Annotated in this window: 13 protein-coding genes; 11 read left to right on the top strand and 2 right to left on the bottom strand. The window is 40.1% G+C overall.

The features are described from left to right. The first annotated feature begins 11 nt into the window (after positions 1 to 11). From H5117_RS11345 to H5117_RS11310, 8 genes are read left to right on the top strand one after another with little or no spacing between them, the layout of a single operon-like run. Positions 12 to 2,228 carry a chemotaxis protein CheA gene (locus tag H5117_RS11345; RefSeq protein WP_024595389.1) on the top strand — a complete coding sequence of 739 codons (2,217 nt, stop codon included), beginning with the start codon at positions 12 to 14 and terminating at the stop codon, positions 2,226 to 2,228. 58 nt (positions 2,229 to 2,286) lie between these two features. Further along, complete coding sequence (locus H5117_RS11340) at positions 2,287 to 3,450, top strand: chemotaxis response regulator protein-glutamate methylesterase (protein ID WP_182737877.1); 1,164 nt, start codon at positions 2,287 to 2,289, stop codon at positions 3,448 to 3,450. After that, positions 3,443 to 4,207: a flagellar motor protein gene (locus tag H5117_RS11335; RefSeq protein ID WP_024606204.1), complete on the top strand. Its 765-nt coding sequence runs from the start codon at positions 3,443 to 3,445 to the stop codon at positions 4,205 to 4,207. Before H5117_RS11340 ends, H5117_RS11335 begins: the two co-directional genes overlap by 8 nt. Position 4,208: 1 nt before the next feature. Further along, positions 4,209 to 5,168, top strand: a complete 960-nt coding sequence (locus H5117_RS11330; RefSeq protein ID WP_182737875.1) for a flagellar motor protein MotB — start codon at positions 4,209 to 4,211, stop codon at positions 5,166 to 5,168. A gap of 12 nt (positions 5,169 to 5,180) precedes the next feature. Next, a complete protein-coding gene (locus tag H5117_RS11325; RefSeq protein ID WP_002959298.1) occupies positions 5,181 to 5,951 on the top strand; it encodes a ParA family protein in 771 nt (256 codons plus the stop codon). Between the two features lie 3 nt (positions 5,952 to 5,954). Continuing rightward, on the top strand, positions 5,955 to 6,746 hold the full coding sequence (locus tag H5117_RS11320; protein ID WP_182737872.1) for a chemotaxis protein CheW: 792 nt from the start codon (positions 5,955 to 5,957) through the stop codon (positions 6,744 to 6,746). 24 nt (positions 6,747 to 6,770) lie between these two features. Further along, entirely contained in the window at positions 6,771 to 7,268 is a 498-nt protein-coding gene (locus H5117_RS11315; RefSeq protein WP_002959294.1) for a chemotaxis protein CheW, read from the top strand. A gap of 17 nt (positions 7,269 to 7,285) precedes the next feature. Beyond that, positions 7,286 to 7,687 (top strand): DUF2802 domain-containing protein, encoded by a 402-nt coding sequence (locus tag H5117_RS11310; protein WP_024595394.1) that lies wholly within the window; start codon positions 7,286 to 7,288, stop codon positions 7,685 to 7,687. Positions 7,688 to 7,716: 29 nt separating this feature from the next. Here the strand turns inward: H5117_RS11310 and H5117_RS11305 are convergent, their stop codons facing one another. Continuing rightward, positions 7,717 to 8,025: an EscU/YscU/HrcU family type III secretion system export apparatus switch protein gene (locus tag H5117_RS11305; protein ID WP_182737869.1), complete on the bottom strand. Its 309-nt coding sequence runs from the start codon at positions 8,023 to 8,025 to the stop codon at positions 7,717 to 7,719. A 2-nt stretch (positions 8,026 to 8,027) separates the two neighbouring features. Beyond that, on the bottom strand, positions 8,028 to 10,481 hold the full coding sequence (locus H5117_RS11300) for a flagellar hook-length control protein FliK (protein WP_182737867.1): 2,454 nt from the start codon (positions 10,479 to 10,481) through the stop codon (positions 8,028 to 8,030). A 103-nt stretch (positions 10,482 to 10,584) separates the two neighbouring features. Between H5117_RS11300 and ccmA the strand changes: the two genes are divergently transcribed. Genes ccmA through H5117_RS11285 form a run of 3 tightly spaced genes read left to right on the top strand, consistent with a single transcriptional unit; the run spans position 10,585 to position 12,628 of the window. Then, positions 10,585 to 11,205 (top strand): cytochrome c biogenesis heme-transporting ATPase CcmA, encoded by a 621-nt coding sequence (gene ccmA, locus H5117_RS11295; protein WP_076914916.1) that lies wholly within the window; start codon positions 10,585 to 10,587, stop codon positions 11,203 to 11,205. After that, the gene (ccmB, locus tag H5117_RS11290; RefSeq protein ID WP_002959286.1) at positions 11,205 to 11,891 is read left to right on the top strand and encodes a heme exporter protein CcmB; all 687 of its coding nucleotides are present in this window, start codon (positions 11,205 to 11,207) and stop codon (positions 11,889 to 11,891) included. Before ccmA ends, ccmB begins: the two co-directional genes overlap by 1 nt. Further along, positions 11,891 to 12,628, top strand: a complete 738-nt coding sequence (locus H5117_RS11285) for a heme ABC transporter permease (protein ID WP_182737864.1) — start codon at positions 11,891 to 11,893, stop codon at positions 12,626 to 12,628. Before ccmB ends, H5117_RS11285 begins: the two co-directional genes overlap by 1 nt.

Here is a 12,628-nt window from a genome sequence, read left to right as displayed (position 1 = left end):
AGAGTAACTGCATGTTTGAAGTCGATGAAGATATTTTACAAGACTTTCTTGTAGAGGCTGGAGAAATCCTAGAGCTTTTATCTGAACAGTTAGTTGAGCTGGAAAATAATCCAGAAGATACCGAGTTACTAAACGCTATATTTAGAGGTTTTCACACTGTAAAAGGTGGTGCAGGCTTTTTAGCTATGACAGAGCTTGTTGATGCTTGTCACGGTGCTGAAAACGTATTTGATTTACTACGTCAAGGCGTGCGAACAGTCAACTCAGAGTTAATGGATGTTATTTTACAAGCACTAGACACCATTAATGAGATGTTTGCGACTATCCAAAACAGAGACAAGCCTGAACCTGCAGATCCTGAATTACTTCATACTCTTCATATCTTAGGTCTACCTCCAACAGAAGCCGAAGCCACTGAAGCCTCTTCACAAACAGAGGTTGAACAACCTCATAATGAAGTGGTGGATACACCGGTAGCTGATGATGAAGATCCGTTTGCATTTGATGAACTATTTAGCGGAGCGCCTTCGGTTAGCGATGCTGAAATAGATGAAATCACTGAAGACGAATTTGAAAGCTTACTTGATGAGCTGCACGGTAAAGGACAAGGTCCTGCAGTTGAAAAACCAGTAGCAAGTAGTAGTGATTTTAGTGGTGATATTACTGATGATGAATTTGACAGCTTATTAGACGAGTTACATGGTGTTGGCAGTTTTGGTGAAGTTACGAGCAAACCTGAACAAAATGATGCCAATAAAACACCTGTAGAATCTGCTATACCAGCTGTAAATACAGTTAATTCATCAGATGATGAAATTAGTGATGACGAATTTGAAGCGCTTCTTGATGAACTTCATGGTAAAGGCACTGCTCCTAAATCGATAGAAAGTGCGCCAGCTGCAAAACAACCTGAACCTGTTTCACCGCCAGCTAAACAAGTGAGTGAACCAGTAAAAAAAGCTGAGCCAGCTAAAGCTCCTACTCCAAAACCAGTTGAAAAAGCGCCAGAGAAGCCAGTAGCTAAAGTACCACCAGCAGCTCCAAAAAAATCAGCGCCACCAGCAGCAGAGACCACTGTTCGCGTAGATACAAAACGACTCGATCAAATTATGAATATGGTTGGTGAGTTAGTTCTTGTACGAAATCGTTTGGTTAGTTTAGCGACTAACTCAGACAGTGAAGCGATGGGTAAAGCAATCTCTAACTTAGATGTGGTGACTGCGGATATTCAAGGCGCGGTTATGCAAACGCGAATGCAACCAATTAAGAAAGTATTTGGTCGCTTCCCTCGCGTTGTACGCGACTTAGCACGTAGCTTAAATAAAGATATTGATTTAAAGCTTATTGGTGAAGAAACCGATCTAGATAAAAACTTAGTTGAAGCACTTGCCGACCCGCTTGTGCATTTAGTTAGAAACTCAGTTGACCATGGTATTGAAATGCCCGCTGTTCGTGAAGCAGCTGGTAAGCCTAGAACAGGTAATGTTACTTTATCAGCGTCTCAAGAGGGCGACCATATTTTGCTAACCATCAAAGATGATGGTGCAGGTATGGATGCTGAAAAACTGAAAAAAATTGCAATTAGTAAAGGCGTACTCGATCATGACCAAGCGAGTCGACTTTCTGACACCGAAGCATATAACCTGATTTTTGCACCTGGCTTTTCTACAAAAGAAGAAATATCTGATATTTCAGGCCGTGGTGTAGGAATGGACGTAGTTAAAACTAAGATCACGCAACTTAATGGCTCAGTAAGCATTCAGTCTGAACTTGGTGTTGGTACTATTTTAGAAATAAAAGTACCACTTACCTTGGCTATATTACCGACATTAATGGTCGTTGTTGGCGCACAAACATTTGCGTTACCACTGGCTGGTGTTAGTGAGATATTCAATTTAGATTTAACGAAGACGAATGTAGTTGATGGGCAATTAACAATTATTGTGCGTAAAAAGGCGATACCGTTATTTTACCTTGAGCATTGGTTAGTAAAAGGCTCAGATCGTTCTCAGCGAAAATCTAAAGGTCACGTCGTTATTGTACAAATTGGTACGCAACAAATTGGTTTTGTTGTTGATTCATTAATTGGCCAAGAAGAAGTAGTGATTAAGCCGCTTGATGCGTTACTTCAAGGAACGCCAGGTATGGCAGGGGCTACAATAACTTCGGATGGTGGCATTGCACTGATTTTAGACGTTCCAAACATGTTAAAACATTACGCAGGCTAATAATAAAGTAGGTATATATTTAATATATACCTACGCATAAATTTAATAAGAGAGCTAAATGGCCGTTAAAGTTTTAGTTGTTGATGATTCAAGCTTTTTTCGCCGTAGAGTAAGCGAAATCCTTGAGCAAGATAGCGATATACAAGTTATAGGCTTTGCTGTTAATGGCAGAGAGGCTGTTGAGAAAGCAGCTCAATTGCGTCCTGACATGATCACCATGGATGTCGAAATGCCTGTGCTTGATGGTATTAGCGCAGTTAAAGAGATAATGGCGAGTAACCCAACTCCTATCTTAATGTTTTCATCACTTACACGTGATGGTGCAACAGCAACGTTTGATGCGTTAGATGCTGGCGCAATGGATTTTTTACCGAAAAAATTTGAAGATATTGCACGCAATAATGAAGATGCAATTAAGCTTTTGCAAAGTAAAGTAAAAGATATAGGGCGAAGACGTTTACCGCGAACATTTAGAGCGGCAACACCAGTTAAACCATCCATTTCAACTAAACCAACAAGTTCACTTTCGCAAAGAGCAAGCACATCAACAACTCAAATCAAGCAGCCTGATAGAAGCTTTCAAAGAGCTGCGCCTGCTGCATCGACAAGTTCAAATGTTGCCTCAATGCGAGCAAGTGGAAAACAATATCAACTTTTAGCTATTGGTACTTCTACAGGTGGTCCTGTTGCTTTGCAAACTATATTGTCTCAATTGCCTGCTAATTTTCCTCACCCTATTTTACTTATTCAGCACATGCCAGCTGCATTTACACCCGCGTTTGCAGCGCGCTTAAATGGTTTGTGCCAAATAAAAGTGAAAGAAGCACAACAGGGCGATCGCTTACAACCAGGAACTGCTTATTTAGCGCCTGGCGGGCAGCAGATGATGGTAGAGGGGCGTGGAGCTAATAGAACGCTGCGCGTATTTGAAGATCATAGCGAGAGAATAAGTTATAAACCAAGCGTAGATGTAACGTTTGCTAGTGCAGCTAAAACGTATCAAGGCGATGTGCTTGCTATTGTTTTAACAGGTATGGGCGCTGATGGTCGTGATGGTGCAAGAATGTTAAAACAAACGGGGGCAACTATTTGGGCACAGGATGAGAAAAGCTGTGTCGTTTATGGAATGCCCCAAGCAATTGCTAATGCAGGGCTTTCAAGTGAAAGCTTAGCATTGAGCGATGTTGCAGCGCGTATAATGAGAGAGGTAGGTTGTGGATAAACTCTCAATATTTGGACTATTGGTAGCACTTAGTGCAATAGGTCTAGGTTATTCTTTAGAAGGCGGTGTTGTTTCAGCTTTATTTAATGGCCCTGCGCTTATTATTGTACTAGGTGGCACGCTTGGCGCTGTTATGTTGCAAACCTCTGCTAGCACATTCAAAAAGATGCTAAATATGAGCTCGTGGGTTTTTGTTGCACCACAATACGATATTGAAGACGCAATAGAGCAAGTTAAACGATGGTCTCATAAGGCACGTCAAGAAGGTTACTTAGCGCTTGAGAATGAAGCCTTAGCTCACCCAGATGCGTATGCAGCAAAAGGTTTAAGCTTACTTGTCGATGGCTGCTCAGAGCAAAAACTACGTGACACGCTTGAAATTGATTTACTGCTAGAGCGCGATCGTTTGCTTGAAGCCGCGCGTGTTTATGAAGCAATGGGGGGTTACAGCCCTACCATTGGTATTTTAGGTGCGGTGCTTGGCTTAATACAGGCAATGTCGTTTATTACCGATCCACAAATGCTTGGCGCCGGCGTTGCAACGGCATTTATTGCGACCATTTATGGTGTTGGTTTAGCTAATTTATTGTTTTTACCTATGGCAAATAAGTTAAAACAGCGTGTAGAGCAAAAAATGCTTTACCATGAAATGCTTGCTGAAGGCGTTATTGCAATAAGCATAGGTGAAAGCCCAGTAAATATAGAATTAAAGCTTGAAGCCTATCGTGTAGAGCGCCCTAATTTAGTGGACGAATAACATGTTACGCCGACGACTTCGTCACTCTGCTGCTAAAAGTCAACATACCGAACGTTGGCTTGTATCGTATGCCGATTACATGACTATTATGTTTGCTTTTTTTGTGGTTCTGTATGCGATAGCGATTAATAAAGAAGAACAATTCCAAATATTGTCAGATTCCCTTGAACACGTTTTTGATAAGTCAGCTCGCCAATACTCCCAGCAAGGTGAAGGTGTCAACGGTAATGGAATATTGACAGATAGAGTGACACCTGAACAAGAAGTCCTTTATGGCGAAAGTATATTAAAAGAAGAGCAAGGTCCTGAGCTACTCGACGGCCAAAGTGATACAAGCAACATCCAGCAAAAGTATTTAGGCAAACCTCTTGATAGTTTATTAATTAAATTACAGTCAGCGCTTATTGATGAAATCCGTGATGGAGAAGCCAGTTTAGAGCTTAACCAAGATTGGCTGATTATAGAGCTAAGCTCAGGTATGTTATTTTCAAGTGGTAGTTCAGTTGCACACTCTCGAGCAAAACAGGTCGTCAAGATTGTTAAAGATATTATTGCACCAGTAGATAACTATGTAAGAGTACGAGGTTATACTGATGATGAAAGTATTCGCAATGAAATATTTCGCTCAAATTGGGAACTGTCGGTATCTAGAGCCACGTCAATATTAGTAGAGCTGGAAGCATTAGGCATTAATTCAGCTAGAATGGCGATAGAAGGTTATGGCCAATATTCACCTTTTGCAAGTAACGATACAGAGCAAGGGCGCGCAGAAAATCGTAAAGTTGTTATCGCACTTTCTAAGTATGGATTACCGCCAAAACAAGAGGTTAAAAGTGACGGGCAAGCTGATGAGCCTGCAGTGATTGAACCTGAAATTGAACTTCCTTCAGATGACGATACAATAAAAATAATTCGTTTGCCTCATGGTGGTATTCGCATAACAACGCGCAATGAACAGTAATTAGGATGTAATGTGAAGATTTGGACTGTCGCTAATCAAAAAGGAGGGGTTGGTAAAACAACAACCGCAGTGAGCCTTGCCGGTATTTTGGCATTACAAGGTAAACGTGTGTTGCTTATAGATACAGACCCTCATGCGTCACTCACTTATTACTTTGGCATTGATTCAGAGGATTTAGAAGTCAGTGTGTACGATATTTTTGCCCGAGGTACAAGTATGCAAAGTGAAGAGATACTCCAAGCTTTGTGTCCATCAACACTTCAAAACCTGGATATTTTACCTGCGACTATGGCAATAGCTACGCTTGACCGAAGTATGGGTAATAAAACAGGGATGGGGTTAATACTAAAAAAAGCGCTTGCAAAAATTAGCGAACATTATGATTATGCCATTTTAGATTGCCCTCCAGTTTTAGGGGTGTTAATGGTCAATGCGCTTGCAGCAAGTGAGCGAATTTTAGTGCCAGTGCAAACGGAGTTTTTAGCACTCAAAGGGCTTGATAGAATGATGCGTACTATGGATTTGATGCAATCCTCTCAAGCAAAAGATTATCAATATACTATAATTCCTACCATGTACGACAAACGTACTAAAGCATCGTTAGAAGCATACAAAACATTGCAAAGTACATATGGTGATAAAGTTTGGCCAGGTGTGATACCGGTGGATACCAAATTTAGAGATGCAAGCTTTGCACAAAAAGTACCTGTAGAGTATTGTCCTCGCTCGCGCGGTGTATACGCATATAAAGCACTGCTAGAATATTTAATTGAACAAGGTTAATGAATGAGTAAGCAATTGTTTGCTAATGAAAAAGTAATGAAACAATACCTTGGGGCTTTGTTATGTGAAGATGAGCCTGTAGATAACCTTGAGCCAGTTGCAAAATTACTTGAGCAAATCCCAGATGATTCACAACAGCTTATTCATTCAAAACCTAAAGAACAATTAAAAGCAGCAGAGAGTACATTTGATAATGACTTGCTCAATGTTGAAATTGAGCCAATAGCTGAGCCAGCGTTTGGAACTGAAAAAGTTAATGAAGTGGTTGACGAGGAAGTAATAGCACCTGCAATTACTACTATAGAAAAGCCAGAGCTGGAGATTGTAACTACTAGCCAATCAGACTATTTTGATGGTGAATTTCAGGCACTGTTTTTTGAAGTTGCTGGCTTGACCTTGGCTGTGCCATTAAAAGCACTTGGTGGAATACATCAATTAGGTGAAGTAAATCATTTGTTTGGTAAGCCGAAATGGTTTAAAGGCGTTATGCTCAACAGAGAAGAAAAGCTCAATGTTGTTGATACTGCGCGTTGGGTTATGCCAGAAAAATATGATGATAAATTAGAGGCATCTTTAGATTATCAATATTTGATTACACTAGGTGATAGCCAGTGGGGTTTATTAGCTGAAAAGTTGATAAATAACATTACATTGAGTAAAGAAGATGTAAAATGGCGTACAAATAAAAGCAAGCGCCCATGGCTTGCTGGCGTTATAAAAGAAAAAATGTGTGCTTTGATAGACGTAGATAATTTAAATATATTATTAGAGAAAGGCTTAGATAGCCGTCAGTAGTAATGACCATTACGGGGTAATAGCATGAATCAAGATAAATTACTGTCAGCAAATAAAAACGCAGATAATAACGATGAAATTTTACAGTGGGTTACGTTTAAGCTAGAGGAAGAAACCTACGGCGTAAATGTAATGCAAGTACAAGAAATACTTCGTTATACAGAGATAGCTCCTGTACCAGGTGCACCTTCATATGTGATTGGTATTATTAACTTACGCGGCAACGTTGTTACCGTTATTGATACTCGCGCACGTTTTGGTTTGCTAGCTGCTGATGCAACTGACAACTCTCGCATCTTAATTATTGAAGCAGAAGAGCAAGTTATTGGTATTTTAGCCGACAGCGTATCGGAAGTGGTTTACTTGCGCAGCTCTGAAATCGACAGTGCGCCAAATGTTGGTACTGAAGAAAGCGCTAAGTTTATTCAAGGTGTTTGTAACCGCGATAATGAATTACTGATTTTGGTTGATTTAAATAAGTTACTCAGTGATGACGAATGGGATGAGTTAAGCGATATATAAGCTTTACCAAATAAATTATGGTGTTACTTAGTATAGCTATATCAGCGTTAGCGGTAGGACTTATATCGCTGGCGTTAATTATTGCATTAAAAAATAAACACGCGAATGAAATTAATGCTGTATCGCAGCAGCTTAAAGATAGCTCTGAGCAGACTCATATTTTGCGCAGTGAAATTTCGGAGATTAGAACCGGGCTCTTAAGTATTGGTAAGCGAGTGCTTGAAGTCGAACAACAAAACCAAGATTTAATGCAACAGCAAGCGGCGCAAAAATACGATGACCCTGATGCTAAAATTTACTCTCGTGCTGTAAAAATGGTTGAGTTAGGTGCAGACCTTGATGAAGTAATACGCGAGTGCGAACTACCACGAGCAGAAGCCGAATTACTATTTTCATTACATAAACAAAAAGGTGCTTAGCGCCTTTTTTTATGTGCGGATAAATTGGCTCAAGCCTTAATATTTAACTTACCTTGAAAATCCTGCCAACCTGGCGGAAATTGACCTCTTAATACATACGAAAACGCAATAAGCTCTGCAATAACATAATAAAGCTCTTTAGGAATTTCTTCTCCTAACTCTAAATGCGACAACGTTTTAGCAAGTGCTGCATCTTCGTGGATCATAATTCCTTTTAGTTTAGCCGCTGCTATTATTTCATCAGCTAATTCACCAAATCCCTTAACACTTACAGTCGGTGTGTTACCAGCTTCGTACAAAAGCCCAATGGCTGATTTATTAATCGGTGTTTCATTCATAGCTAAACCTTAATATTAATAATTGCGTGAGATTTATAGAATGCCTGACTGTTGGCATCGTCTCTCTTTAAGTTGAGCTCGCCAACTTGTAAGCCATGTTTAGCTAGTTTTGATCTTAAATTATCTAAGTGAGGGTGAGCAATTGCACTTACTTCTTGGCTCGAGGCTAATAGCTGGCAATCGAGTGCTTTATCCATTAACTCAGCAGTAATTTGTAGCTGCCCAAGTTGGGCATAATCAAAGTTTAATCTGACAAACCATACATTTTTATCTTCTAATTTACCGGCGCTTGGCTTTTTATACTGTCCAAGTGTTATTTCTGTTTGGGCTGCTTCTGGAGGTAATCTCATCGGTAATAAAAATTGTGCAAGCGGGTTTGTGTCTGGCTGTTGATTTGGTGTTGAGACACTTACTTGGGTAAGTGTGTTTTTAACGTGTACGATTTCGCTGGCCAAAGCTTGTACTTGAGCTTGTTGAAGCTGTTCAAGCATTTTTGCTCCCGTGTTACCCATTTTAAAAGTAGGTATAAGTACTTGTAAGAGAGCATCTAAGCCAGTTTGATTATTAAAACTGATAGGCGTTGCTGATTGGCTAATGAGAGGCGCAGCTAAAATACTCACAGCCACCTGTTCAAGCCCTTTAGTGAAACTACTTTGCAGCATATCACCCGCTAGTTGAGTGGGCTGTAAAGTAGCAAGTATCTCACGCTGTATGGTTGCAGGGTTTATGTTATTACTTGAAACCATACGGTTAAATGCTTGATTAATTAAGCGAGTTAAATCAGGGGTGTCTTTTGTTGCCTTATCTGTAATATCAGTAATTTGACTGCTTAAAAGTTGTTTATTGTAAGCCAGCCTATCTGTAGGGGTTGTGGCATCAGGAAGCTTTAATAATGTACTTAATAGTTTTGCTTCTATTGGTTGTAGCATTTGACTACGAGAGGGCGCATTAGATAACGGCTCAGTTAACAAGGTAATGCTTTTAGTGTTCACTGTGCTTGTGTTGTTTTGATTATTATCGTTTATTGCAAGCTGTGCTGAGGAGGTGGTAAGTCCCTTAGTGACTACTTCATTGGTAGGGTTAACCAAGGCGTTCGGTTTACTGTTTTCACTAGTAATAAGGGGTTTTAATTGGCTTGCTTTTAAATCACTTAGCTTAGCGCTCGCCACTTCACCTGAGGTAGTATTATTTGTTATTGGCGTGTAGGTTGTTGCTGTGTTTGCAGGTGTTTGCCAAACACTAACACTTCCTTTTACTAGTTGCGTTAATTGTACAATCGGCGGGAGCCTTGAAAAGTGCTCTGGCAAAATATTGCTCGTATTGTTATTTAACGCAGTACTCACACTTTGAGTAATGTTAACTCTATTTAGCGGTGATTCACTCAGTTGTATAGCTAAAGACGTTTTTTGTTGCGCGGGCGAAGTTGATAGCTGCGTTAACTCAGATTTACTTATTGTAGCAAAAGGTTTATTTTCAAAATATTTAACCGCATCATTAATTCGTGTTTTTAAATCACTAAAACTATTTTGTAGCCACGATTTTATTGGACTATTTAGGGTCAATAATGGATTTACTTTAATATTACTCGCAGAAACGGCTACTTCAGGTGCATTGCTTTTTTGCGCTAAAAGTAACTCGTTAAATGGTTTTGAGAATGAGTTGTTAAGCGTTACTTTTATATTGTTTGTATCGGTTTTAATAAATAATTTATCTGCCTGGTTGACTAAATTTACTTTAATAGGTGTATTCGGTAGTTCGGCAAGTTGTTGATTAGTGATAGTTGTTGTAAATGAACCTGACTTTTGAGGATGAGTTAAAATAGCCAGTTTTGGTGTTACTTGAAGCTGTGCACTGGGTAACAAGGCCGCGAGTAAATTAGTAAGTTTAGTTTGGCTAAGTGGTTGCGAGTGAACCGTATCAGCAAAGCGGTTAATAATATTAATCTGCGCGCCTTTATTAGTCGTACTAACAACTACTTTTAAGGGCTGTTCTGTTGTAAGTAACTGGGCTACGTCTTTATTTATGGCAATACTTGCGTTGAGTTTATCAATAACTAACTTGGGAGACGGGGATACAGCAACTTGTACATCCATTGGTTGGCTTTGTACCTCAGTGCCCGTGCTTACATAATTTAACAAGCGCTGCAATTGTACTGGCTGATTTAAAGTAAGGGTTGTACTGTTTGGCGAGATGTTGAGCTGCTTACCATCAGGGCTGATCTGTATGTTAGCACTGACTATTTTTTGCAGGTTTTGTGGTGCGCTTGTAGTGCCAAGCCTTAATGTTTGCCAATGCTTATCAATAAATACATCAAGCGTAATCGAGTCTTTCGAAAATTGGATGTTTTTAGCCGCAAGTACCTCACTAGGTAACTGTGGTAACTCATTGGTCTGGCTGTGAGCAGATTGATTGATAACCAATGAGTTAGATAATGTTATTTGCGTTGGTGTATTCATTATTTTAAATCAAGTTTTTGTTAATCGATTATAAAGCAATATTCGTATTACCCTATCATTATGGTAGACTAACGCCTAATTTTTGGCAGAGAGAATCGTCATCTTGTTACACATTAAGTCCGTCACCTGCATCAAGCAAGATCGTTGTTTGTTTGCGGATCTTAATTTTAGCCTTAATAGCGGTCAAATCATGCAATTAGCGGGTCCTAATGGGGCTGGTAAAACATCGCTACTGCGTATTATTGCTGGCTTTTCTGTGCCTGATGAAGGGTCTGTTCTGTTCCAAGATCAACCTATATCTAAGTACTATGAAGAGTATGCCAGAGATCTGCTTTTTATAGGGCATAAAACAGGTGTAAGTACTCAGCTTAGTGCAGTTGAAAATGTTCGCCACTGGTTACAAATTAATGGCTACATAAATGAGCCTGATTTATATCCTATTTTAGCGCAACTTGGCCTTGTTGGACTCGAAGATGTACCCGTTAGAATGCTATCTGCTGGACAACAACGACGTGTAGCGCTTGTTAGGCTTTGGTTAAGTGATGCTAAATTATGGGTACTTGATGAGCCATTTACCGCGCTTGATAAAAGCGGTGTCGCCTTTTTACAGCAGCGATTTACTGAACACTTACAAAGCGGTGGTGCCATTTTATTAACGACCCACCAAGACTTAACGACCCACTTTAGTAACTTACAAACGGTTACACTGGAGTATCGCCACTAATGACTCGTCAACACTCTTATTGGTTGCTATTTAGTGCGGTATTTACCAAAGATGTAAAACTTGCGTTTCGCCAGCGCGCCGAAATTGTAAATCCTATTTTATTCTTCTTAATTGTAATTTCATTATTTCCGTTAGCAATAGGGCCTGAGCCCGGTCTACTTGCGAGAATGGCGCCAGGTATTATTTGGGTTGCCGCATTACTCTCTACCATGTTGGGTTTAGATAAGTTGTTTAGGGATGATTTTAACGATGGCTCGTTGGAGCAGTTAATTGCATCCTCTTATCCATTATCGCTAACCGTACTTGCTAAAGTGGCTGCTCATTGGGTGGTGACAGGTTTACCGCTTGTATTAATGACCCCGCTATTTGCATTGTTGTTAAACCTAGAAAGTACGGCGTTAACAGCAACCGTTTTAACATTATTATTAGGCACACCATTATTGAGCTTTATTGGCGCAATAGGCGCAGGGCTTACTGTGGGGTTACAAAAAGGGGGTATTTTGATGAGTTTACTCGTACTGCCTTTGTATATTCCTGTTTTGATTTTTGCAACGTCGGCTATCGATACCAGTACAATGTCACTGGATTATAGTGGGCAGCTTGCCATCCTTGGTGCAATGTTACTTATTGCTATTATAAGCGCACCAATTGCCATATCGTCAGCTTTAAAAGTGAGTGTAAGTTAATGTGGAAGTGGTTACATCCCTATGCTAAAGCAGAGCGTGCATACCAGTTATGCAATACGTTACTGCCATATTTTGCCGTAGTTACCGTAGTTAGTATGATTGTTGGATGGGTATGGGGGCTTGGTTTTGCACCTGCCGATTACCAACAAAAAGACAGCTACCGTATCATCTTTATTCATGTGCCTTCTGCCATTTTATCTATGGGGGCTTACTCATCAATGGCGATTGCCGCTATCGTTGCACTTGTATGGCAGCTACGAAATGCCGAGCTTGCTGTTATTGCTATTGCGCCTGTTGGTGCATGTGTTACTGCTATAGCGCTTATTACTGGCGCTGCATGGGGTAAACCTATGTGGGGTGCTTGGTGGGTATGGGATGCGCGTTTAACGTCTGAACTTATTTTATTATTTTTATATCTTGGCGTGCTTTCGCTTTACCATGCATTTGAAGATAAGAAGTCAGCAGGGCGTGCGGCTTCTATTTTAGCAATTGTTGGCGTAATTAATTTACCTATTATTCATTACTCTGTTGAATGGTGGAATACGTTACACCAAGGTGCAAGCATTACAAAGCTAGATACAAAAGCAATAGATCCAAGTATGTTTTGGCCTCTTATGGTTAATATTTTAGCCTTTGCTGCTTTTGTTGGAACAGTGACTTTAATTCGTCTTAAAAATGAAATTTTGCAACGAGAAAAGCACCGACCGTGGGTTCGCTCGTTGTTAAATAAGGGGTAA

Origin of the sequence: Pseudoalteromonas sp. SG45-1 (assembly GCF_014164135.1) — a bacterium.
Lineage (GTDB): Bacteria > Pseudomonadota > Gammaproteobacteria > Enterobacterales > Alteromonadaceae > Pseudoalteromonas > Pseudoalteromonas distincta.
The sequence above is the reverse complement of the archived record's forward strand: the minus strand, read 5'-3'. Positions and strand labels throughout refer to the sequence as shown.